This is a genomic window from Halorubrum sp. ARQ200 (assembly GCF_005435115.1).
Lineage (GTDB): Archaea > Halobacteriota > Halobacteria > Halobacteriales > Haloferacaceae > Halorubrum > Halorubrum tropicale.
The window spans coordinates 1-20,285 of record NZ_SGTZ01000015.1 but is presented as its reverse complement, the minus strand read 5'-3'; the positions used below and the strand labels follow the sequence as shown (position 1 = coordinate 20,285).

Here is a 20,285-nt window from a genome sequence, read left to right as displayed (position 1 = left end):
TCGGTCCGTGCGAAAAACCATTTCGGAGGTCGGGATCCGCACGGAGCGGCCGGAGCCGCCGTCGCGGCGTCGGCGCCGACGGGGGCGGTCCGCGCCGTTTAAACCGGTCCTCGGCGTAGCGGGCGCCAATGAGCGAGTCGCGGGAGTTCTGTCCGCGCTGCGGCGACCCGGTCCCCGAGCGGCGCGACCCCCTTCCGGGCGAGCCGCGCGGGCGAGACGCCCTGCTGTGCGACGACTGCTACTTCGAGGACTTCGACCTGGTCGACGCGCCCGACCGGATCGAGGTGCTGGTCTGTTCCGGCTGCGGCGCCGTCAGGCGCGGCGAGTCGTGGCGCGACGTGGGGGCGCGCGACTACACCGACGTTGCCGTCGACGAGGTGGCCGAGTCCCTCGGAGTCCACGTCGACGCGGAAGACGTGGAGTGGGGAGTGGAGCCGGAGCAGGTCGACGAGAACACCGTCCGGATGCACTGCCGCTTCTCCGGCGTGGTGCGCGGCACCCTGCGCTCCGCGGAGGTGACCGTCCCGGTGAAGATCTCGCGGGGGACCTGCGACCGCTGCGGGCGCATCGCCGGCGGCTACTACGCCGGGATCGTCCAGGTCCGCGCCGACGAGCGCGACCTCACGCCCGCCGAGCGCGCGGAGGCGCTGGACATCGCCGAGCGGTACGTCGCCGACCAGGAGGCCGACGGCGACCGGGAGGCGTTCATCACCGAGGTGACGGAGACCGACGACGGGCCGGACATCAAGCTCTCGTCGAACCGCCTCGCGCAGAACGTGGCGACGCGGATCACGGAGTCGCTCGGGGGGAGCTTCGAGTCGTACCCGACGCTCGTCACCGAGGACGGCGACGGCAACGAGGTGTACCGCGTCACGTTCGCGGTCCGGCTCCCGAGGTACGCCGAAGGCGAGATCGTCGACCCCGAGGACGGGGACGGCCCGGTCCTCGTCACGGGCGTCTCCGGCCGCCTCCAGGGGGTCCGGCTCGCCACGGGCGCGGAGTACACCTCCGCGTTCGCGGACGGCGACGCCCCCGACGCGACCCGGCTCGGCACCCGCGACGACGCGGCGGAGACGACGGTCGTGACCGTCGAGGACGAGAACGCGATCCAGGTGCTCGACCCCGTCACCTACGAGGCGAAGACGGTGCCGAACCCGGCGTTCGTCGACGACGGCGCCGAGTCGGTCCTCGCCTTCGAACACGGCGGCGACGTTCACCTCGTGCCGGACGAGGACGCGGAGCGGTCGGCGGAGTCGGTCTCGAACCGGGAGTAGGGGAGCCTCGCGGCTCGCTGGTCAGCGAGAACTGATCGTTCGTAGGACGAGTCGGAGCGCCGGCGCGGCGCGCCGCCCTCGCGGACGGCGACGCAGCACCGTTCAGTCGGCGCGAGCGGGCTGTTCGCGACCGAGCGCCGCGGCGCGCTCGGACTCGGTTACCTCGATGCCGCGGCGTTCGAGTTGCTCGATGAATTCGGCCTCGCTGAGCCCTGCCTGTGCGGCCGCCTGCGACAGCGTCAGGGTTCGCGCACCGTACAGCGTCAGCGCACTCGACAGCCCGTTCGTGGCCATACACCCAGTAGTCGGGTGAGGGATTATGAAGGTTACTACTTCATTGAGGGACCTGATACACCTTATACGATATATATTAACGAGTGATCGGCTCAGGGTGGTAATATGACTCGCACCCGGCCGCCCGTCGCCCGCAGGAGTTATACGGCTCTGCAGTTGACACGGCGACATGGACAGACAACAGCTCATGGCGCTGTTCTTCGCGTTTCTCATGGTGAGCTCCATGGTGGCGTACGGCGTCTCGCTACTGTAACCGGCGCGTGGCGCACGCCGCCGGTCCCCGCTCTTGCGCCGATCGCCCACCGCGCCTCGGCGGCGGTCCCCGTCAGCCGTCGCCCCACACGTCCGACAGCGGGTGGTTCTCCCGCCGCTCGGCGTCCTGCTCGGACCGGGTCCGAACGGGGTCGTCGCCGCCGTCGCCGGTCGCGTCGCCGCCGTCGCGCCCTCGACCTGAGCCGTCCCGAGACGAGCGACCGCCGGGTGTACCGGCCGACCCGCCCGCACGGCGGCTCTTCCGGCGACCCGCTCCCGCGCCGCTCGACGGCGACGCGTCGACGCCGGCCAGCGCGGCCTCGGGGTCGAACGCGGGCAGCGAGGGGGTCGTCATCGCGTCGACCTGGTCGCGGAACCAGTCGGGGGTGTCCGCCGCCGCGCGCTCGAAGAGGTCGAGCAGGGAGTCGTCGGCGAGGTAGGTCGCGCCGCGGTCGTCCGGGGCGCGGACGACCCGCCCGCACGCCTGGATGACGGTGCGCAGCGCGGTCCGGTGGTACCACGCCCACTGCCCGTCCGCCAGCCGGCGGGCGACCCGCGAGTCGTTCGTGTTCCGGTACGGCGCCTTACAGACTACCTGCCAGCGACAGAGGTCGCCTTTCAGGTCCAGCGCCTCCTCCATCTTCACGGAGACGAACACCTCCGGGTCCGGGCTGGCCTTCCACGCCTCCAGCTCCGCGTCGCGGTTCGACCGGTCGTGGCGCCTGACGCGCGCGGCGACGCCGAACTCGCCGAGCCGCTCCGTGATCCGCTCCGCGATGTCGTACGAGTGCGCGTGGATCAGCCCCTTCTCGTCGGGGTGTTCCGCCATCAGCCGGACGATCAGGCGGGCGATCTTCGGGGTCGTCTCGTCGCGGTGCTCGTAGGTCATCGACCCCTGCGTCACGTCGTACAGCGGGCGGTTCGCGAGCGGGAACGTGTGCTCGACGTCGACGAGCGCGACGTCGGCGGGGTCGAGCCCGACCCCGCGGCAGAACGCCTCCTTCGAGAGGATGGTCGCCGACAGCAGCGCGAACCGGTTGCCCCGGTCCCACACCGTGTGTCTGAGGTACCGCGCGGGGTCGAGCGGCTTGATCTCCATCGCCGACCCCTCGCCGCCCGGCTGGTCGACGACCCACGAGGTGGGGGACTGCGGGTCGCGGTAGTCCTCCAGGAACCAGCCGAGTTCGCCGATGAGCTCCTGGAGCCGGTCGCGCCGGGCGACCTCCTCCCGGTCGAGCTCGTGCCGCCCCACCAGCTCGTCTTTCGCGCGGATCGCTACGTCGCGGAGCGCCTCGACGAACCGCGCGGTGCGGTCGACGGCGTCCTCCTCGGGGCCGGCGTCGGCCGCGACGTCCGGGACGCCCACGTCGTCCCACACCGGGACGCGCTCGGGCGAGATATCGATGGTCGCGTACATCTCGGCCCACTCGGCGAGCCCGTGCGCCTCGTCGATGACGACGGCGTCGCGCTTGCGGAACACCTCGGAGCCGGCAGTGCGCATGAAGTACGCGAGCGTCATCGCGGCGAAGCGGTTGCCGGAGGCGATAGCGCGGTCGGAGAAGTACGGGCAGCGGTGCCGGATCGAGCAGTCGAACCCCTGTTGGCGCGCGCAGGGCGCGCGGTTCACCGGCGTGTCGTGCTCGCCGGGCAGCACGCAGTCGTAGTTCGACTTGCCGCGGATCACGGCCAGGTCGTCGAGGAGGTCGTCGGCCTCGACGTCGTCGATCTGCGACACCTGCGGGGTCGTGTAGTAGGCGCCCGTCGCCTCGCTTGGGGCCGCCTCGCCCGCCGTCTCGGCCGCGCCCATGATGGCGCGGGCGAGCAGCGACTTGCCGCTGCCGGTCGGCGCGCGCACCAAGACGACCCGGTTGCCGGCCGCGAACGCGTCGCGGATGTCGGCGAGGGCCCGCTCCTGCGCGCCGCGGAAGCTCGGCGCGGGGAACTCGGCGGGGATCCGGCTCGGGTCCACACGACGCCCTCGCGCGCTGTCGGAATTAAACCCTCGCTTGGCGGTCGGCTGGGGGCGACACCTATTGGTAGTCCGGGGCGAAAGGGAGAAGCGACGATGAGCGACGACGGGATCCTCGGGTCGCTGTCCGCAGTCGGCCTGTTGAGCCTCTGCTGTATCGGGTTCGGCGGACTGGCGGGCGGGGCGGCGGTGGTCGGCGGCTCCGCCTCGGCGAGCGCGTTCGCGACCGGCGCGACGAGCGCGCGCGGCGCGCTGATCTCCGGCGCCGTCACGTTCGGGACGGTCCTCGTCGCCGCCGCGGTGATCCGCTGGCGGCTGAACCGCTGAAGCGGCGCGCTCGCGTCGACCGCGGCGCTCACTCCCGGCCGTGCGTCTCGATGTGCTCCCAGACGACCGCCATCAGCTCGCCGGTCTTCGCCACGAGGTCCTCGACGGCGTCCTCGTCGACCCCGGTGGCCGACGCGCAACCGAGGTCGCGGATCGCCTTCGTCGCCGACACGTGATGGACGTGAACGCGGTCGTCACCGGCGCGCTCGTAGACGACGGTGGTACACGGGAGCATGCCGGCGAGCGTCGGGTCGATTCGCAGCGCGTCGTACGCGATCTCGGGGTGACAGACGACGATCAGTGCCGTCCGCCCGACGTCGTCGTGACCGAGCATCCCCTCGATCATCTCGTCGAGCCGCGTGACGCGCACCGTCTCGAAGTCCGCGAGCTCGTGTTCGAGCTGGACGAACGGCACCGCGTCGTCGAAGGGGAGGTCGACGGTCGTGTGGAGCGCGTCGGCGGCGGTCGGCGCGGGGCGTGCGGCGTCGCTCATGGCAACGCCTCGCACGCCAGCGTGTAAAACCCGTCTCGCCGTTCAACACCTGCCGCTACCTCGAACGGACAGCAGTCGAGCCGCGGAGCGGCGGCGCTGTGGTGAGTAGAGAGCGAAGCCGCGGACCGACGGGGACGCCGCTACGGAGCCGGTCCGGGCGGCGAGAAGGCGACGAAGTGAGATGCTCCGGCTGGGATTTGAACCCAGGTCCTTGCCGTGAGAGGGCAAGATGATTGGCCGGACTACACCACCAGAGCGCGTCCGTTCGACGCAATCAACGGTAGGTGAGCGGATTGTAAAACAGTTCCGTTTCGACCACGCCGTGCCCCGGTTTGTCGTGGCAGATCTCGCTCAGACGTCGACGGCGAACGGCTCCGGCCCGGCCGCGTGATCGCCCGCTGCGGCCCCGATCGCGGCGAGGAGGTCGGCGACCTCGTCCAAGTCGCCGGTGTCGATCACCTCGACCGGCGTGTGCATGTACCGGTTCGGGATCGAGACGTTGAGCGCCGGGGTGCCGCCGCGGACCGTGTAGAACGCGTCCGCGTCGGTGCCGGTGCGGGTGCCGGCCGCCTGTAGCTGCACGTCGACGCCGGCGTCGGCGGCCGCCTCGCGGGCGAGGTCCACGAGGACCGGGTGGTTCGCGCTGCCCCGACCGATCACCGGGCCGGCGCCGAGTTCGACCGGGCCGCGGTGCTCGCGGTCGACGTCCGGGTTGTCGGTGGCGTGGGTGACGTCGACCGCGACGAAGGCGTCGACGGCGTCGAGGTCGACCCCGACCATCCGCGCGCCTTGGAGCCCGACCTCCTCCTGGACCGTCGAGACGGCGTAGACCGTGGCGTCGACGTCGCGGTCGGCGGCGCGTCGCAGCCCCTCCGCGGCCGCCCACGCGCCGGCGCGGTTGTCGACCCCGCGGGCGGCGATCCGGTCGCCGACGAGGTCGCGACGGCCCGTCGAGAACGTGACGGGGTCGCCGACCTCGACGTGTTCGCGCGCCTCGGCGGCGTCCTCGGCGCCGACGTCGACGAACTGGCCCGCGACGTCCTCGTGCTCGTCGTCCGCCTGGTCCCGCAGGTGGATCGCGGTCTGTCCGACGACGCCCTGGACCGGCTCGTCGGCGTGGACCGTGACGTGCTGGCCCTTCGAGACGGTGCGGTCGGAGCCGCCGATCCGCCCGATCCGGAGGAAGCCGTCGTCGAGCACGTCGCGGACGATGAACCCGATCTCGTCGGCGTGACCGGTGACCGCGACCGTCGGCGCGTCGGGGTCGCCCTCGTGGACCGCGACGGCGTTGCCGTAGGCGTCGGTTTCGACCCGGTCCGCGAACTCGCGGACGTAGTCGGTCCACACCCGCTGGGCGGCCGTCTCGAAGCCCGAGGGGCTCGGCGTCGCGAGGAGGTCGTCGAGGAACGCTCTGCGCGCGTCGTCCATGCCGATGGCTGTGGGGCGGCCGGCAAGAACACGTCGGTGTCGGATCCGGCCGGGACCGGTCGACACAAGCGCTTTGAGGCGCCCGCCCGTCCGATCCGTATGGACATCCTCCGAAGCGTCCGGACCGTCGCCGAGGCCGAGGGGCCGGGCGTCGTCGACTGGGACCGGGCCGCGGCGGCCGCGAAGGACGCCACCGACCCCGGATCGGTCGCGCTCTCCGACGCGGAGCGCGCGGGGTACGCCGGCGACGTGCGCGACGCCCGCTCGCGGCTGGCCGCGGTCGCCGGGATCGAGTTCGACGTGCCCGACACCGTCGAGGTACAGAACCGCCACCACTGGATCGACGCGAGCGTCGACACCTTCCGGCGCGTGATGGACCCGATCGAGGCGGCCGCGGCGGGCGACGCGGGCGGTCGGATCGGCGCGGACCCGGGCGGCGACGCCGGCACCGACTCGCTGGACGTGATCGCCGACGCCTCGTCGGGCCCTGTGGGGCCCGCGCCCGGTGCCGGGTTCGCCCGGGACCTCTCGCGGGTCGCAAACACGGGGTCGATGGCGTTCGCCCTAGGCTTCCTCGCGCGCAACGTCCTCGGCCAGTACGATCCCCTCCTGCTCGCCGACGAGCCGGACGCCGAGCACGGGCTCTACTTCGTCCACCCGAACATCGTCGCGGTCGCGAGCGCGCTCGACGTGGCGTACCCGCGGTTCCGCCGCTGGATCGCGTTCCACGAGGTGACCCACGCCGCCGAGTTCGGCGCGGCGCCGTGGCTCCCGGAGTACCTCGAATCGCGCGTCGAGCGCGGGGTGGAGGGCATGGTCGGCGGCGCGGGCGGCGTCGAGGGGATGACTGGCCGCGGGCTCGACCCCGACGCGTTCGCGGAGCTCCAGGCCGCGATGACCGCGGTCGAGGGGTACGCCGAGGTACTGATGGACCGCGCGTTCGACGGCGAGTACGCGGACCTCCGGCGGAAGCTGGACGAGCGCCGCGGCGGCGGCGGGCCCGTGCGGCGGCTCGCGCAGCGCCTGCTCGGACTGGGGCTCAAGCGCCGGCAGTACGAGCGCGGCGCCGCCTTCTTCCGGCACGTCGCCGACGAGCGCGGCATCGAGGCCGCGGGCGCGGTGTGGGAGCGCGCCGAGAACCTGCCGACCGGGGCGGAGATCGACGACCCCGAGGCGTGGCTCGTCCGCGTCGACCCCTGAGCCCCGCGCCGACTCACTCCAGTTCTACGTCGCGCTCCCGGTGCCGGTCGCCGCGGTCGGACTCGACCCGGTCGAGCCGCTCGTCGAGGTCCTCGGTCGCGAGCAGCCGGTCGAGCCGGCGCTCGAACTCCGCCTCGTCGATCTCGCCGCTCGCATAGCGGTCGCGCAGCGCGGCCACCGGCCGCTCGGCCGTCGCGTCGCCCGCGGCCGACGCGTCGGGCTCGTCGGCCGCGACGAGCGGGAAGTCCTCGCCCAGCACCAGCACCAGCGGGATCAGGATGAAGAACCCGGTGATGAAGAGGGCGGGTCCGAGCCCGACCAACTGGCCCGGGAAGAGCACGGCGGAAAGCGAGGTGAGACCGAACGACAGGATCGCGATGAGCCCGATGAGTCGTTTCTTCTCGAAGGTGGGGAGGGCCATACGCGAGTGCTGTCGTCGCCCCGAGAAAAACGTACTGCCGGCGGCGGCCGGGGCGACCGCCCGCGACCGACGCCTATTCCTCGCGGGCGCGCCCACGGCGATCCGTGCTCAGGTACGTGACGACGAACCCGGGGAAGGTGCGCGAGGCGGAGCGGTACCTCCCGGACGGCTCGGTGGAGCGGCTCGACTTCGACTACGCGGAGGTCCAGGCCGACGAGCTCGGCCCCATCGCGGCGCGGGGCGCGCGCGAGGCGTACCGCCACGCGGACGCGCCGGTCCTCGTCGACGACGCGGGGCTGTTCGTCGAGGGCCTCGACGGCTTCCCGGGCCCGTACTCCTCGTACGTCGAGGAGACGCTCGGGATCGAGCGCGTCCACGACATCGCCGCTGACCTCGACGACCGCCGCGCCGCCTTCCGCTGCGTCCTCGGCTACTGCGACGGCGAGGGGTTCGCCGCGAGCCCCGACCCGGTGGACCGGGGCGACCGCGACGCGGCCGCCGCGGCGGGGCCGGACGAAGAGGGTGAGGGCGGCGGAAGCGACGGCGACGCGGGGGCGGCCGACCCGCTCCCGGTCAAGCTGTTCGAGGGGTACGTGCCGGGCCGGATCGTCGCGCCGCGGGGCGACGGGGGCTTCGGCTACGACCCGATCTTCGAACACGACGGGGAGACGTTCGCTGAGATGGACACCGACCGGAAGAACGCGGTGTCGCACCGCGGCCGGGCCTTAGAGAAGTTCGCGGAGTGGTACGCGGACCGGTAGGTCGGTCGTTCCGGGGCGATCGCGCCCTCAGACCGCGGCCGCGATCGCGTCCGTGAGGAGGTCGGCGCCGAGGTCTATCTCGCGTTCGGTGACGTCGAGCGGCGGGAGGATCCGGAGGACCTTGTGGCCGCACGCGAGCGTGAGGAGGCCGCGAGCGAACGCCTCGTCGACGACCGCGTCCCGCCGCTCCTTCGTGTCGAACTCGACGGCGAGCAGCAGCCCCTTCCCGCGCACGTCCTCGACGGGGTCGAGGGCGGCGTCGCGCATCGTCTCCGTGAACTGCCGGCCGCGAGCGACGGCGTTGTCCATGAGGTCGGCCTCCTCGATGGCGTCGAGGGTGAGCGCGCCCTGCGCCGCGGCGATCACGTCGCCGGCGCCCCACGTCGAGGAGAGCCGGCCGGTCTCCTCGGGGAACACGTCGCTCCGCGAGACGGTCGCGCCCACCCGAAGCCCCTTCGCGCTCGTGATCACGTCCGGCTCGTACGCGTAGTGGTCCGAGCCCCACATCTCGCCGGTGCGCCCGACGCCGGTCTGGATCTCGTCGGCGATCACCGTGATGTCGTGCTCGTCGGCGAGCGCCGCGATCTCGTCGGTGAACGCCTCGGAGGGGAACCGGTAGCCCCCTTCGCCCTGGATCGGCTCCATGATCAGGTACGCCACGTCGTCCGGGTGGACGTTCCCCCGCTTCGGGTCGAGCTTCCGCCGGAGCCGGGAGACGCCGTCGGCGAAGAAGCCGCACGAGCAGGTCTCGGGCGAGCAGGTCCGGTCCTCGCAGAACGGGACCTCCGTGATGCCGCTGACCTCCGGGAAGTCGCGGCGGTACACGGACTTCGAGCGGTTGAGCGAGAGCGCACCGAGCGTCCGGCCGTGGAACGCCCCGTCGAAGGTGATCGCGTACTTCGCGCCGTCGGAGGCGTCGTAGGCGATCTTGATGGCGTTCTCGACCGCCTCCGCGCCGGAGTTCGAGAGGAAGACGGTGTCCATGTCGTAGTGGCTCGTCAGGTCGGTGAGCCGGTCCATGAGCCCCGACGAGCCGGGTATCCCGTCCCCGGGCGCGGGGCCGCCGGCGGCGTAGAAGTCCTGGCCGGCGATCTTCAGGGGGTCCACGAGGTCGAACTCCGCGAGCCGGTCCATGATCAGCGGGTTGTTGTAGCCGAGCGGCGCGGCGGCGACGTGGCTGGTGAAGTCCATGAGGACGTTGCCGTCGACGTCGGTACAGAACGGGCCCTCGGCGGGGGCGGTGCGGTCCCAGACGAACTCGTAGACGTAGGTGCTCGGCGCTGCCGACTCGTGGTGGTAGTCGACCCACTCGCGAGCGCGCTCGCCGGGGAGGTCCGAGACGGCGGGCGCGACGGTGTCGCGATCCATGCGTCGGGGTGGCACGCGGACGAAATAAATCCGGGGCGATCGCGAAAACGTTGGAGAAATATCCAACCGAACGCGTCGCACCTTACCGACCGTCCGGCAACGGGCCCGTTCGCCGGGGCGGTCCGCCGTCCGAAAGCGGTTGTTAATTACCCCCAAAATTCGTTGGATTTTTATAGAATCGCCGCCCTACTAGTAACCGAGTTCGAGGTGGTCACCAATGCCCATGCTCGAACCGGCGAACACCTGGACGCAAGGACTCGACTTCCCGAGCCGACTGTTCGAATCCGGTAGCAACGACTACGAACTGTACGAGGAGGACGGCGAGTTCGTCCTCTCGGTCGAACTACCTGGGTTCGACCCCGCCGAGATCACCGCCTCGTGGAACGACGGCGTGCTCAACGTCGCCGGCGAACACGAGGACGAGCGGCGCGGGACCCGCCGGACGTACCACCGGCGGTTCCGCTTCCCGAAGGCGATCGACGAGGACGGCATCCGGGCCGAGTACCGGAACGGCATCCTGACGGTGCGGCTCCCCGTGACCGTCGAGGACGCCGTTTCCGGCACGGAGATCGAGATCGAGAGCTGAGCCGGACCCCCGCCGGCCGGTGAGCCGCCGGTCGGCGGCCGTCCGTGTTCCGTCCCTCGTTTCTCGTCCGTAGCCGCGTTTTTTCAGCGTCGCTCGCCCGGAGCCGGCGGTGCGACCCAGCACGCCTTTGAGGCCGCGCCGCGAGGGGAGACGCATGAACCGCGAGGAGTTCGCCGCCAGCATCGACCACACCGTCCTCGGCCCGGAGACGACCTGGGACGACACCCGGACCGTTCTCGACGAGGCCGCCGCCCACGGCATGAACGCCTGTATCCCGCCGTGTTACGTCGCGGAGGCGGCCGACTACGAGAACGCGCCCGAGGCGATCGCCACCGTGGTCGGGTTCCCGCACGGCCAGCACGCCCCCGAGGTGAAACGCGACGAGGCGGTCACGGCCTGGGAGGCCGGCGCCGACGAGGTCGACATCGTGATCAACGTCGGCCGGCTGAAGGCGGGCGACGACGGCGCGGTCGCCGACGAGCTCGCGGACGTGGTCGCGGCCGTGCCGGTCCCGGTGAAGGTGATCATCGAGACCGCGCTCCTCGACGACGCCGAGAAGCGCCGCGCCTGCGAGGCCGCGGTCGCCGCCGACGCCGACATGGTGAAGACCTCGACCGGCTTCGCCGACGGCGGCGCGACGCTCGCCGACGTCGAGCTGATGAGCGAGTACCTGCCGGTGAAGGCCTCCGGCGGCGTCGGCTCCTACGAGGAGGCGACGGCGATGCTCGACGCGGGCGCGGTCCGGATCGGCGCCTCGTCGGGGGTCGCCATCGCCGAGGGACACCCCGAGGCCGACGGCGAGGCGCGGTCGGCGGACTAGGCGTCGTCCCCCTCGGCAGGTCGGTCCCGGCCGTCGCCGTCGGCGGCGAGGCCGAGGTCGCCCGGCGAGTTGCCCTCCGTCTCGGTCGGTGACCCGGCGGCCGCGCCGTCGGTGCCGGCGCCGTCCGCCTCCGCGCCGTCGATCTCCTCGGGCGCGACGTCGACCTCGAACGCCGAGACCGACTCCGAGAGCGACGCGGCCTGGTCGCGGAGCCGGTCCGCGTTCTCCGCGATGGTGGTGACGGTCGCGGTCTGCTCCTCGGCGGCCGCGGACACCTGCTCGGAGCCGCTCGCGACCTCGCCGCTCACCTCGGCGACGTCCTCGACGCCCTCGACCGCGCGCTGGGTCGACCGCGCCTGGTCCTCCGCCGCCTCGCTGATCTCCTGGACGCCGTGGTTCGTCTCCTCGACAGCGTCGACGACCGCCTCCAGCGACGACGACGCCTCGCGGACGGTGTCCGACCCCTCGTCGATCCGGGCGTTCGTCTCGCGGATGTCCGCGACGGTCTCGTCGGTCTCCTCGCGGACCGCCGCGATCTCCGACTCGATCTCGGCGGCCGCCTCCTGCGTCTCCTCCGCGAGCTGCTTGACCTCGTCGGCGACGACCGCGAATCCCTCGCCGGCCTCGCCGGCGCGGGCGGCCTCGATCGAGGCGTTGAGCGCGAGGATGTTCGTCTGCTCGGCCACGTCCGTGATGAACTCGACGACCTCGTCGATCTCGTCCATGCGCTCGTCGAGGGCCGCCATCTGCTCGACCGCGGCCGCGGAGCGGGCCTCGATCGCGTCCATCTCGTCGAGCGCCTCGGCGGCGGCCTCGCGCCCCGCCTCGCCGCGCTCGGCGGCGGCCTCGGCGGTCTCCGCGACGGAGGCCGCGGACGACGCCACCTCCTCGATGCTCGCCGAGAGGTCGCTCATCTCGTCGCTGACCGAGTCGAGCCGCTCGTCCTGCCGGACCGCGCCGTCCGCGATCTCCTGGATCTGCTCGCTGACGGTCCCGCTCGCGGTCTCGACCTCGTCGGCGCCCGCCGCCAGCTCCGCGCTGGCGTCGTCAACCTCGCCGGCGAAGGCGGCGACGCGCGCGGTCGTCCGCTCCAGCTGCGCGACCATGTCGTTGAACTCCTCGGCGATCTCGCGCATCGCCTCGCGGTCCGCGTCGGGGTCCATCCGGCGGGTGAGGTCGCCGTCGGCGACCGCGCCCATCACCTCGCTGTAGTCGGCCGCCTTCGCCTCCATGTCGCGGGTGACCGCCTCGGCCTCCTCGCGGGCCGCCTCGGCCTCGTCGGCGGCGGTCTCCGCCTCCGCGATCCGCTCGCGGAGCGCGTCGCGCATCTCGGCGAAGCTCGTGAACAGCCGCCCGATCTCGTCGACCCGGCCGGTCGACAGGTCGACGTCGAGGTCGCCGGACTCGATCCGCTCGGCGCGGTCGCGGAGCCGCGCGAGGGGGACGACCGTGCGCCCGCCCAGCACGACGCCGACGGCCCCGAGCGACGCGAGCGTGAGGAGGAGCAACAGCAGCACCGAGTTCCCCACGTCGTTGCGCACGGCGAACGCCGTCGACTTCGCGACGCTCGTCACCGCCACCCAGTCGGTGCCGGGCACGGCCGCGTACGCGTGGACCTCGCCGTCGCCGATCTGCGTCGCGGTCGTGGCGTTGCCGTCGCGGACCGCGGCGACCCCCTCCTCGTGGCGGTCGCCGTCGACCGTTCCGTCGATGTCCAGCACGGTCTCGCCCGCGGCGTTGACGATCGTCGTCTCCTCGCCGGTGTCGGTGTCCTGGATCCGTTCGAGCTGCGGCTGGATCCGGGTCACGACGACGAGGTACCGGCCGTCGGCCCGCGGCACGGAGCTGGCGAACGCCATCACCGGCCGGTCGTTGAGCACGGGCGAGCGGTACGACCGGGCGGAGCGCCAGACGCGGTCGTCCTCGCCGACGCCCTCGGGCACGTCGGCGTCGCTCCAGGGCGCGTTCAGCTCGCTCGGCGCGCGCCCCTCCAGGGGCCGCTCCGTGCTGGCGACGACGCGGTCCTGCGCCGCGTCGACGAGGTGGATGCTGACGATGTCCTCGGAGAGAAGCTGGTCTTTCAACAGGACGTACGCCGCCGCGCGGCGGTCGGACCGGAGCTCGTCGGCCGCGGACATCGACCGGGTCTGCGTGGTCATCCGCTCGGTCCACGAGCCGATCGCGTCCGCCTGGAGCCCGCTGGTCTCCGCCAGCTGGGTCGTGGCGTCGGTCTCCACCGCGTCCCCGGTCTGGAGGTACGTGAACGCCCCGCCGGCCGCGACGACCGCGGCGACGACGAGGAACGCGAGCGCGAACTTGGCGGCGTACCGGCGGCGGACCGCGTCGGGGAGGACGCTGCCGACGGCGCTCGCAAGCCGTTGGAGCGGTCCGGCGCTCATCGGCCGACCGCCTCCGGATCGGTGGGCACCGACAGCTCGCCGGCGACGATCCGCTCGCCGGAGTCGGCGATGGCCGCGCGCACGTCTTCGGGGATCACCGGCCCGAGCGTAGTGCCGTACACGAGCGCGACCCCGTCCTCCGCGAGCCCGAGCGCGGTCGTCGACCCCGTCCGGAGCGAGTCCTCTATCGTCCGCTCGGCGGCGTCGTACACCGCGGTCCCGACCCGTTTCACCATCGAGCCCAGGATCACGTCCGCGTACCGCGGGTTGCTCCGCGACTGGTCGGAGTCGACGCCTATCGCGTACCGGCCGTACTCCTGTGCGGCCTGGAAGACGCCGAGGCCGCTGCCGCCGGCCGCGTGGTACACCACGTCCGCGCCCTGATCGTACATCTCCGCGGCTGCGTCGTAGCCGGCCTCGGGGTCGTCGAAGGCGCCCACGTACGTCCGCAGCACGGAGGCGTCGCCGTCGGCGTGCGCGACGCCGGCGAGGTAGCCGGCCTCGAACTTCGAGATCAGCGGCGACTCGACGCCGCCGACGAAGCCGACGGTTCGCTCCTCGGCGACGGTCCCGCCGGCCCCCACGGCGATGTCGCGGCCCGTCACTAGTCCGGCGAGGTGGCCGGCCTGGAACGACCCCTCGTGCTCGCGGAACACGTAGTTCGCGACGTTGTCGCGGTCGACGACGGAGTCGACGATGGCGTACTGCTGGTCGGGGTGCTCGCCCGCGACCGTCGAGAGCGCGTCCGCCTGGAGGAACCCGATACAGCAGATCAGGTCGTAGTCGGGGCGTTCGGACGCCGACAGCGCCGCCTGCGTCGTCTCGAAGTCGGCCATCGAGCTCGGCTCCTGGTTGGTGAACGCCACGTCGTGGTCGAGGCGCGCCCGCTGGATCCCCCGGTTGGCCGCGTCGTTGAACGAGCGGTCGTCGAGGCCGCCGAGCGCGTACACCATGCCGATCGTCGCGCTCGCGTCGGCCGAGACCGCCGGCCCTTCGTCGCCGGCGTCGCTCGCCGCGTCGTCTCCGTCGTCGATCGACGCCGTTCCGCTCGGATCGGTTCCCAGACACCCGGCGACGGCGCCCGCGACGCCCGTCCCCAAGGCGACCGCGAACCGCCGGCGCGAGTGCGTGATACCGCTCGTGTCGGTCATCACGGCGACATCGATGAATGGGGTGTAAAACTTCTGCGAGCAAATTATCAACGCTAATAGTGAATATTGTCGCACTGTCTCACAAACCGCGGCCTCGCCGTTCCCCCGACCTGAGAATCCCACTCGGCGGATTTATATCCGGAGTCCGTACGGTAGTGTATGAGTCACCAACGGAGATCACAGGGCTTCGACCTCGACGCGGTGTTCAAGGCGTTCGGCGCGGTCGGTATCGCCATCTCGGTCGCGCTCATCGTGGCGGTGTTCGCGCTGACCGATCCGTTCGGCGACTACGTCACCGCGTCGCCCGCCGTCCTCGGCACGCTGCTCTCGGCGGCCCTCGTCGTCGCGGTCGGATACACGACGCACGCGCTCCGGCGCCGCTGACGAGGCCCGCGCACCGGCGGCGCTCCCGCCGGGACGGCGACCGCGACGCCGGGAGACATAAGCCGCTCGCGGGCGGAGCGACGCGCATGTCCGACGAGCCGACCGACGAGGCGGTGGAACGCTTTCTCGACCGAGCGGCGGCCGCGCTCGGCGACTACGATCAGGGGTACGCCGACGCGGACGCGACGCTGGCGACGCTGCGGACCCACGTCGACGAGCTGGCGGCGAGCGTCGAAGGCGACGGGGACGGCGCGTAGGCGCCGACGGGCGGGAGTCGGCGTCGGGCCGGCTACGGCCCGGCCCCGATCAGCTCTCGCACGCGGCCCACGCGCTCCGCGAACGCGGCGTCGCCGCGGTCGCGCGGGCGCTCGATGTCAACGTCGACGATAGCGCGGACGCGCCCCGGGTCGGCGGCCATCACGACGATGCGGTCCGCGAGCGTCACCGCCTCCGCCACGTCGTGCGTGACGAAGAGGATGGTCTTGCCGGTCGATTCCCACACGTCGAGCAGTTCGCGCTGGAGCATCTCGCGGGTCTGGGCGTCGACCGCGCCGAACGGCTCGTCCATCAGGAGGAGGTCCGGGTCGACCGCGAGCGACCGGGCGATGGCGACGCGCTGTTTCATACCGCCCGACAACGACTTCGGGTAGGCGTCGCGGAACTCCGTCAGCCCGACGAGGTCGAGCATCTCGTCGACGCGCGCCTCGCGCTCGGCGGGCGAGCGGTCGCTCCGTTCGAGGCCGAAGCCGACGTTCTCCGCGACGGTGAGCCACGGGAACAGGTGGTACTCCTGGAACACGACGCCCATGTCCGTCGTCGGGCCCGTGATCTCGGCGCCGTCGAGGAGGACGCGGCCGTCGGTCGCCTCGGTGAGCCCGGCCGCGATCCGGAACAGCGTCGTCTTCCCGCAGCCCGACGGCCCGACCAGACAGACGAACTCCCCGTCCGCGACCGAGAAGGACACGTCGTCGAGCGCTCGTACCGAGCCGCCGTCGCCGTCGCCGGGGTACGTCTTGCCGACGCCGTCGAGCGCGACGCTCGCCTCGCTCGGCGCTGGGGGGTCTCGTCCGTTGCGCTCGGCGGCGTCGGCCGCCCCGTCACCGTTCACGCCCGCCACGCCAAGACCCTCCGTTCGACCGCGCGGAACGCCACGTCGACGAGCAGGTACATCAGGCTCAACACGAGGATGTACGCGATCGCCCGGTCGACGCGGAGGTTGTTGCTGGCGCGGATGATCTCGCGGCCGACCCCGGGGACGCCGAATATCTCCGAGGCGACGACGAGCATCCAGCACCGGCCCAGTCCGGTCCGGATCCCGGTCATGATCCCCGGAAGCGACGCCGGCAGCACGATCGACCGGACCGCGTCGAGGTCGCCGCGGACGCCGAGCGTCCGGCCCACGTCGAGGAGGTCCTCGCTCACGCCCTCGACCGCGCCGTACGCCGCGTAGAAGTTGATCCAGAACGCGCCGACCGCGATGATGAAGGCGGCGCCCCAGTCGTTGATCCCGAACCACGCGATCGCGAAGCCGATCAGCGCGAGCGGCGGCACCGGGCGTAGCGTCCGTACCAGCGGCGCCGTCAGGTCGTCGAGCAGGCGGCTCCACCCGAACGCGACGCCGGCGGCGACCCCCAGTCCCGTTCCGGCGACCGTGCCGGGGATCCAGTGCCGGACGCTCTGGTAGAGCGCCGTCGTCATGTCGCCCGCGGCGAGTTCGCTCGCGAACGCGCCCGCGACCGCGACCGGCGAGGGGAGGACGAACGGGTCCTGCGTGAGCGAGACGGCGTGCCAGACGACGAGGAACGCCGCGACCCCGATGGCGCCGCGGAGCAGCCGCCGACCGTCGCCGAGTCCGAGACCCGAGAGCGTCTCGCCCCCGCCGACAGGGGTGGTTTCGGTCGCCATCAGAGCGAGTCGTACACCTCCAGGTCGAATATCCGGTCGGTCGAGAGCTGCTCGTCGATCTGACCGTTCCCGGCCGCGAACTCGGAGAACACCTGCGTCGCGTCCGTGATCTCGTTCGGGTCGGTAATGAAGTTCGACAACGGCGAGTCGAGCGCGTCGCGCGCACGGTCGACGGGCATCCCGATTCCCTCGTTGACGTGTTCGGCGGTCGCGTCCGGATTTTCGCCGATGAAATCCGTCGCGCGGGCGTGTTGTTCGAGGAACTGTGCGGCGATCGGTGAGTCCCGCACCGCGTCGCTCATCAGCGTGACCGCGGCGGGCTGGCCGGGGAGGACTTCGGCCGCGGTCCGGAGCATCGTCACGGACGACCCCGCCGCCTGCGCGATGGTCGGCACCGGCTCCATGATCGAGGTGCCGTCGATCTCGTCGTTCGCGATCGCCTGCCAGACGGAGCTCGCGCCGTTGATCTCGATGATCTCGACGCTGTCGTTTTCGGTGGGGTCGACGCCGACGTCACGGAGCCAGTAGCGGAGCAGCACGTCCGGGACGCTCCCCTGCGGGAACGTGCCGAAGGTGAACGGCTCGCCCCGCTCGGCCTCCCACGCCGCGAACGCGTCTGCGCCCTGCTGCTCGAACGTCTCGTGGAACGACGACTCGGCCATGATCCCCATCGGCTCGCGGATGTTCGCGGCGGTCACCTGCGCCGAGATACCCCGGTCGATCGCGATCATCGCGGGGACGATCCCGAACATGGCGATGTCGATGTCGCCGCCCCCGAGCGCCTGGACGATCGCGGGACCGTTGCCGAACTCCTGGCCGGTGATCTCGGCGTCGACCTCGGAGAAGTACCCCTCGCCCTCCATCACGTACCACTGGAGGTCGGGATAGATCGGCATGTGCGCCACCGTCAGTTCGTCGAGTCCGCCGCCGCCGCCCGTACAGCCCGCGAGGCCGACCGTCGCGGTTCCGCCCGCCGCCGCGAGGAACGACCGCCGCGACGCTGTCCGATCTGAGTCGTACATACCATTCCAAGCCGCCGGGCGGGGAACACCCTCGCGTCACCAGCAACTGCGGCGGATTCCGATGACAAGAGCAATCGTAGAATCCGACGTTAGAGGGGCCGAAAACCCTGTTAACATCCTATTCAGTATCACAATCCGTCACCGAACGACGCAATTATTGCTCCCATCTTCCCGCGTCGATGCGTGTCGCTGCCAGCGAGCGCTCGCGAACGGGGGTTCGGCGGCGCTCGCTCACGCCTCCTCGTCGAACAGCCCCAAGTCCTCGGCGACGAGGTCGGCGAGGCGGTCCTTGATCGCAGGGTCGACCTCCGCGACGGACTCACCGCCGTGCTTCTGGGCGTTGTGCTTGTCGAGCGCGTCCGCGAGGTCGTCGAGCGGCACGCGGGTCTCCGTCTCGCACTCGTCGCACACGATCGGGACGGACGGCTCGTCGGTGGACATTACGCCGACCATCGCCCGTGTCGGATATATGCCTTCGGGCGTCGACCGGGGAGACCGACGCCGACGGCGCCGCCCGCGTGGCCGAGTCCACCTCCGGCGACCCGAACCGCCACCGTCTACTAACCCCGCCGCGATCCTCCGGCATGCACGTTCTCGTGACGGGGGCCGCGGGCGGGATCGGCGGGGGCGTCGCGCGCTCGCTCGCGGCCGCCGGGCACGATGTCCTCGGCGTCGACCGCGACGCGGACGGCCTCGCGGCGCTGCCCGACGCGGTCGAGACCGCCGTCGTCGACCTCCGCGACGAGGCGGCGGTTCGCGACCTGCTCGCGGAGCGCCCGCTCGACGCCGTCGTCTCCTGCGTCGGCGGCTACGAGATCGCGTCGGTCGAGGACACCTCGGCCGGGGCGTTCCGCCGGCAGGTGGACACGAACCTGACCGCGGTCCACGTGACCGCGTCCGCGGCGCTCCGGACGCTCCGCGAGCGCGGCGGGCGCGTCGTGGTCGTCGGGTCGATGGTCGGCTCCGTGGCGCTGCCGTACCACGGCGCGTACAGCGCCGCGAAGGCCGGGCTCGACGGGTACGTCGACGCGCTCCGCCGCGAGGTCGAGCCGCTCGGTGTCGACGTCGCGCTGGTCGAGCCGGGGCCGGTGCAGACGGGGTTCAACGAGCGGGCCGCCGCGGCGGTCGAGGGCGCGGGCGGCGAGGGGCCGTACGCCGACGCCTACCGGGAGTTCGAGGGGTACTCCCCGGCCGCCACCGACGTCGAGACGGTCGTCGAGCGCGTGGTGACCGCGGCGACGGCGGAACGACCGGAGACGCGCTACCGGGTGAGCCGCCGGGCGCGGTGGCTGCCGCGGCTGGCGCGCGTCCTCCCCGACCGGCTGTACGACCGGCTCGTCCGCGCCGGGCTCCCCGGCGGGCTCCTGTGGCGGCTGCTCAACCGGTGAGTCGCGACGCTGCGAGGCGGGAGCGCCGGCGCGGACGGAGCGCCGCGCGTCAGTCGTCGGCGGCGCCGGAGGAGGGCTCCTCGGCGTCGTCCGCGGGCTCGGTCTCGGAGGAATCCGGCTCGGCCCCGTCCGCCGCGGCGCCGTCTTCCCGGGCGTAGAACTCCTCGGGGGAGGCGTCGATCCGCTCGAACTCGCCGAAGTCGCGCTCGTGGTGGCGGATCATCTGCTCGACGATCCACGCGCTGTACCGCTCCGAGAACGCCCAGTCGGCGTCCGCGCCGTCGACCTCGAACCGGCCGTCGGTGGCGAGCGCCGCGTACAGGTGGTAGAAGCCGAGGACGACGTCGCCGAAGTCCTTCGCCTCGCCGCCGATCGCGCGGCGCTTCTCGGCCAACTCCTCGCGGCCCGCGTCGGTGAGCGCGAAGTACTTCCGGTCGGGCTCGTCGGCGCGCTCGACGCGCTCGGCGACGCCCTCCTCCTCGAACTTGTAGAGGATCGGGTAGACCGAGCCGTAGGAGGGCTCCCAGTGTCCGCCGCTGATCTCCGTTATCTCGCCGAGCAGCTCGTACCCGTACCGCGGTCGCTCGTCGAGCAGCTCCAACACGAGGTACGAGATCAGTCCTTTCGGCGGGCCGCTTTTCCGCATCGTCCGGACATTTCGGGGTCGCGTCGAAAGGGTTTCGGTCACGGTGACTGCTGACGCGAGCCGCGACGATCCGGACGATTCGAGCGGCTGTCGGCGCGTGCCTCCGAGGCCGCCTTGCGGCCGAGGAGCACGCGCGAGGGAGTCGCGAGCGAAGCGAGCGACGAGGCTGGGGAGGCGTGAGGTGCGGTGCGGGGCGG

General features: G+C 72.0%; 22 protein-coding genes and 1 tRNA gene. 9 read left to right on the top strand and 14 right to left on the bottom strand.

Features of this window, described 5'->3' with window-relative positions:
• Window positions 1-128: 128 nt before the first annotated feature.
• Window positions 129-1,274, top strand: a complete 1,146-nt coding sequence (locus EXE50_RS14725) for a 60S ribosomal export protein NMD3 (RefSeq protein WP_121600169.1) — start codon at window positions 129-131, stop codon at window positions 1,272-1,274.
• A 102-nt stretch (window positions 1,275-1,376) separates the two neighbouring features.
• On the opposite strand, the gene EXE50_RS14720 is transcribed toward EXE50_RS14725, so the two are convergent.
• Window positions 1,377-1,568, bottom strand: a complete 192-nt coding sequence (locus tag EXE50_RS14720) for a UPF0175 family protein (protein WP_017344020.1) — start codon at window positions 1,566-1,568, stop codon at window positions 1,377-1,379.
• Between the two features lie 325 nt (window positions 1,569-1,893).
• Window positions 1,894-3,789: a helicase C-terminal domain-containing protein gene (locus tag EXE50_RS14715; protein WP_137705424.1), complete on the bottom strand. Its 1,896-nt coding sequence runs from the start codon at window positions 3,787-3,789 to the stop codon at window positions 1,894-1,896.
• 96 nt (window positions 3,790-3,885) lie between these two features.
• Here EXE50_RS14715 and EXE50_RS14710 point away from each other — a divergent pair, with 96 nt between their 5' ends.
• On the top strand, window positions 3,886-4,116 hold the full coding sequence (locus EXE50_RS14710; protein WP_137705423.1) for a hypothetical protein: 231 nt from the start codon (window positions 3,886-3,888) through the stop codon (window positions 4,114-4,116).
• A gap of 28 nt (window positions 4,117-4,144) precedes the next feature.
• On the opposite strand, the gene EXE50_RS14705 is transcribed toward EXE50_RS14710, so the two are convergent.
• The 3 genes from EXE50_RS14705 to EXE50_RS14695 all read right to left on the bottom strand — a co-directional run bounded on the left by EXE50_RS14705 (window position 4,145) and on the right by EXE50_RS14695 (window position 6,037).
• Complete coding sequence (locus EXE50_RS14705) at window positions 4,145-4,609, bottom strand: DUF302 domain-containing protein (protein WP_053770711.1); 465 nt, start codon at window positions 4,607-4,609, stop codon at window positions 4,145-4,147.
• Between the two features lie 182 nt (window positions 4,610-4,791).
• Window positions 4,792-4,866, bottom strand: a tRNA-Glu gene (locus EXE50_RS14700).
• Window positions 4,867-4,960: 94 nt separating this feature from the next.
• Window positions 4,961-6,037 (bottom strand): M28 family peptidase, encoded by a 1,077-nt coding sequence (locus EXE50_RS14695; protein WP_137705422.1) that lies wholly within the window; start codon window positions 6,035-6,037, stop codon window positions 4,961-4,963.
• A gap of 99 nt (window positions 6,038-6,136) precedes the next feature.
• Between EXE50_RS14695 and EXE50_RS14690 the strand changes: the two genes are divergently transcribed.
• On the top strand, window positions 6,137-7,237 hold the full coding sequence (locus EXE50_RS14690; protein WP_053770709.1) for a zinc-dependent metalloprotease: 1,101 nt from the start codon (window positions 6,137-6,139) through the stop codon (window positions 7,235-7,237).
• 13 nt (window positions 7,238-7,250) lie between these two features.
• Here the strand turns inward: EXE50_RS14690 and EXE50_RS14685 are convergent, their stop codons facing one another.
• The gene (locus EXE50_RS14685; protein ID WP_053770708.1) at window positions 7,251-7,658 is read right to left on the bottom strand and encodes an SHOCT domain-containing protein; all 408 of its coding nucleotides are present in this window, start codon (window positions 7,656-7,658) and stop codon (window positions 7,251-7,253) included.
• Window positions 7,659-7,762: 104 nt separating this feature from the next.
• Between EXE50_RS14685 and EXE50_RS14680 the strand changes: the two genes are divergently transcribed.
• Window positions 7,763-8,419, top strand: a complete 657-nt coding sequence (locus tag EXE50_RS14680) for a non-canonical purine NTP pyrophosphatase (protein ID WP_053770707.1) — start codon at window positions 7,763-7,765, stop codon at window positions 8,417-8,419.
• Window positions 8,420-8,446: 27 nt separating this feature from the next.
• Here EXE50_RS14680 and EXE50_RS14675 read toward each other — a convergent pair whose 3' ends face one another.
• Entirely contained in the window at window positions 8,447-9,787 is a 1,341-nt protein-coding gene (locus tag EXE50_RS14675; RefSeq protein ID WP_137705421.1) for an aminotransferase class III-fold pyridoxal phosphate-dependent enzyme, read from the bottom strand.
• A gap of 223 nt (window positions 9,788-10,010) precedes the next feature.
• On the opposite strand from EXE50_RS14675, the gene EXE50_RS14670 reads away from it, so the two are divergent.
• Both EXE50_RS14670 and deoC read left to right on the top strand, forming a co-directional pair.
• Window positions 10,011-10,373 (top strand): Hsp20/alpha crystallin family protein, encoded by a 363-nt coding sequence (locus EXE50_RS14670; RefSeq protein ID WP_053770988.1) that lies wholly within the window; start codon window positions 10,011-10,013, stop codon window positions 10,371-10,373.
• A gap of 154 nt (window positions 10,374-10,527) precedes the next feature.
• Window positions 10,528-11,193, top strand: coding sequence for a deoxyribose-phosphate aldolase (deoC, locus tag EXE50_RS14665; RefSeq protein WP_053770705.1), 666 nt, complete (start codon window positions 10,528-10,530; stop codon window positions 11,191-11,193).
• On the opposite strand, the gene EXE50_RS14660 is transcribed toward deoC, so the two are convergent.
• Window positions 11,190-13,592, bottom strand: coding sequence for a methyl-accepting chemotaxis protein (locus EXE50_RS14660; RefSeq protein ID WP_137705420.1), 2,403 nt, complete (start codon window positions 13,590-13,592; stop codon window positions 11,190-11,192). The two genes, deoC and EXE50_RS14660, sit on opposite strands and share 4 nt — an antisense overlap.
• Window positions 13,589-14,743, bottom strand: a complete 1,155-nt coding sequence (locus EXE50_RS14655) for a BMP family protein (RefSeq protein WP_053770703.1) — start codon at window positions 14,741-14,743, stop codon at window positions 13,589-13,591. Before EXE50_RS14655 ends, EXE50_RS14660 begins: the two co-directional genes overlap by 4 nt.
• 159 nt (window positions 14,744-14,902) lie before the next feature.
• Between EXE50_RS14655 and EXE50_RS14650 the strand changes: the two genes are divergently transcribed.
• Together EXE50_RS14650 and EXE50_RS17525 are read left to right on the top strand one after the other, a co-directional pair.
• The gene (locus tag EXE50_RS14650; RefSeq protein WP_137705419.1) at window positions 14,903-15,127 is read left to right on the top strand and encodes a hypothetical protein; all 225 of its coding nucleotides are present in this window, start codon (window positions 14,903-14,905) and stop codon (window positions 15,125-15,127) included.
• An 86-nt stretch (window positions 15,128-15,213) separates the two neighbouring features.
• Complete coding sequence (locus EXE50_RS17525; protein WP_167551889.1) at window positions 15,214-15,384, top strand: hypothetical protein; 171 nt, start codon at window positions 15,214-15,216, stop codon at window positions 15,382-15,384.
• Window positions 15,385-15,416: 32 nt separating this feature from the next.
• On the opposite strand, the gene EXE50_RS14645 is transcribed toward EXE50_RS17525, so the two are convergent.
• From EXE50_RS14645 to EXE50_RS14630, 4 genes are all read right to left on the bottom strand, one after another.
• Complete coding sequence (locus EXE50_RS14645) at window positions 15,417-16,244, bottom strand: ABC transporter ATP-binding protein (protein WP_137705418.1); 828 nt, start codon at window positions 16,242-16,244, stop codon at window positions 15,417-15,419.
• Window positions 16,232-17,032 (bottom strand): ABC transporter permease, encoded by an 801-nt coding sequence (locus EXE50_RS14640; protein WP_053770700.1) that lies wholly within the window; start codon window positions 17,030-17,032, stop codon window positions 16,232-16,234. Before EXE50_RS14640 ends, EXE50_RS14645 begins: the two co-directional genes overlap by 13 nt.
• Window positions 17,032-18,054, bottom strand: coding sequence for an ABC transporter substrate-binding protein (locus EXE50_RS14635; RefSeq protein ID WP_137705417.1), 1,023 nt, complete (start codon window positions 18,052-18,054; stop codon window positions 17,032-17,034). The genes EXE50_RS14640 and EXE50_RS14635 overlap by 1 nt, the downstream gene beginning before the upstream one ends.
• A gap of 231 nt (window positions 18,055-18,285) precedes the next feature.
• A complete protein-coding gene (locus EXE50_RS14630; RefSeq protein ID WP_053770698.1) occupies window positions 18,286-18,495 on the bottom strand; it encodes a hypothetical protein in 210 nt (69 codons plus the stop codon).
• Between the two features lie 143 nt (window positions 18,496-18,638).
• Here EXE50_RS14630 and EXE50_RS14625 point away from each other — a divergent pair, with 143 nt between their 5' ends.
• Window positions 18,639-19,442: an SDR family oxidoreductase gene (locus EXE50_RS14625; protein WP_053770697.1), complete on the top strand. Its 804-nt coding sequence runs from the start codon at window positions 18,639-18,641 to the stop codon at window positions 19,440-19,442.
• 49 nt (window positions 19,443-19,491) lie between these two features.
• Here the strand turns inward: EXE50_RS14625 and EXE50_RS14620 are convergent, their stop codons facing one another.
• The gene (locus tag EXE50_RS14620) at window positions 19,492-20,088 is read right to left on the bottom strand and encodes a PadR family transcriptional regulator (protein WP_053770696.1); all 597 of its coding nucleotides are present in this window, start codon (window positions 20,086-20,088) and stop codon (window positions 19,492-19,494) included.
• Between the last annotated feature and the right edge of the window lie 197 nt (window positions 20,089-20,285).

Excerpts from the sequence above, each read along its gene's own strand:
- EXE50_RS14725 (WP_121600169.1), top strand. The coding sequence starts at position 129 with ATGAGCGAGTCGCGGGAGTTCTGTCCGCGCTGCGGCGACCCGGTCCCC.
- EXE50_RS14720 (WP_017344020.1), bottom strand. The coding sequence starts at position 1,568 with ATGGCCACGAACGGGCTGTCGAGTGCGCTGACGCTGTACGGTGCGCGA.
- EXE50_RS14710 (WP_137705423.1), top strand. The coding sequence starts at position 3,886 with ATGAGCGACGACGGGATCCTCGGGTCGCTGTCCGCAGTCGGCCTGTTG.
- EXE50_RS14705 (WP_053770711.1), bottom strand. The coding sequence starts at position 4,609 with ATGAGCGACGCCGCACGCCCCGCGCCGACCGCCGCCGACGCGCTCCAC.
- EXE50_RS14695 (WP_137705422.1), bottom strand. The coding sequence starts at position 6,037 with ATGGACGACGCGCGCAGAGCGTTCCTCGACGACCTCCTCGCGACGCCG.
- EXE50_RS14690 (WP_053770709.1), top strand. The coding sequence starts at position 6,137 with ATGGACATCCTCCGAAGCGTCCGGACCGTCGCCGAGGCCGAGGGGCCG.
- EXE50_RS14685 (WP_053770708.1), bottom strand. The coding sequence starts at position 7,658 with ATGGCCCTCCCCACCTTCGAGAAGAAACGACTCATCGGGCTCATCGCG.
- EXE50_RS14675 (WP_137705421.1), bottom strand. The coding sequence starts at position 9,787 with ATGGATCGCGACACCGTCGCGCCCGCCGTCTCGGACCTCCCCGGCGAG.
- EXE50_RS14670 (WP_053770988.1), top strand. The coding sequence starts at position 10,011 with ATGCTCGAACCGGCGAACACCTGGACGCAAGGACTCGACTTCCCGAGC.
- deoC (WP_053770705.1), top strand. The coding sequence starts at position 10,528 with ATGAACCGCGAGGAGTTCGCCGCCAGCATCGACCACACCGTCCTCGGC.
- EXE50_RS14660 (WP_137705420.1), bottom strand. The coding sequence starts at position 13,592 with ATGAGCGCCGGACCGCTCCAACGGCTTGCGAGCGCCGTCGGCAGCGTC.
- EXE50_RS14655 (WP_053770703.1), bottom strand. The coding sequence starts at position 14,743 with ATGACCGACACGAGCGGTATCACGCACTCGCGCCGGCGGTTCGCGGTC.
- EXE50_RS14650 (WP_137705419.1), top strand. The coding sequence starts at position 14,903 with ATGAGTCACCAACGGAGATCACAGGGCTTCGACCTCGACGCGGTGTTC.
- EXE50_RS17525 (WP_167551889.1), top strand. The coding sequence starts at position 15,214 with ATGTCCGACGAGCCGACCGACGAGGCGGTGGAACGCTTTCTCGACCGA.
- EXE50_RS14640 (WP_053770700.1), bottom strand. The coding sequence starts at position 17,032 with ATGGCGACCGAAACCACCCCTGTCGGCGGGGGCGAGACGCTCTCGGGT.
- EXE50_RS14635 (WP_137705417.1), bottom strand. The coding sequence starts at position 18,054 with ATGTACGACTCAGATCGGACAGCGTCGCGGCGGTCGTTCCTCGCGGCG.
- EXE50_RS14630 (WP_053770698.1), bottom strand. The coding sequence starts at position 18,495 with ATGTCCACCGACGAGCCGTCCGTCCCGATCGTGTGCGACGAGTGCGAG.
- EXE50_RS14625 (WP_053770697.1), top strand. The coding sequence starts at position 18,639 with ATGCACGTTCTCGTGACGGGGGCCGCGGGCGGGATCGGCGGGGGCGTC.
- EXE50_RS14620 (WP_053770696.1), bottom strand. The coding sequence starts at position 20,088 with ATGCGGAAAAGCGGCCCGCCGAAAGGACTGATCTCGTACCTCGTGTTG.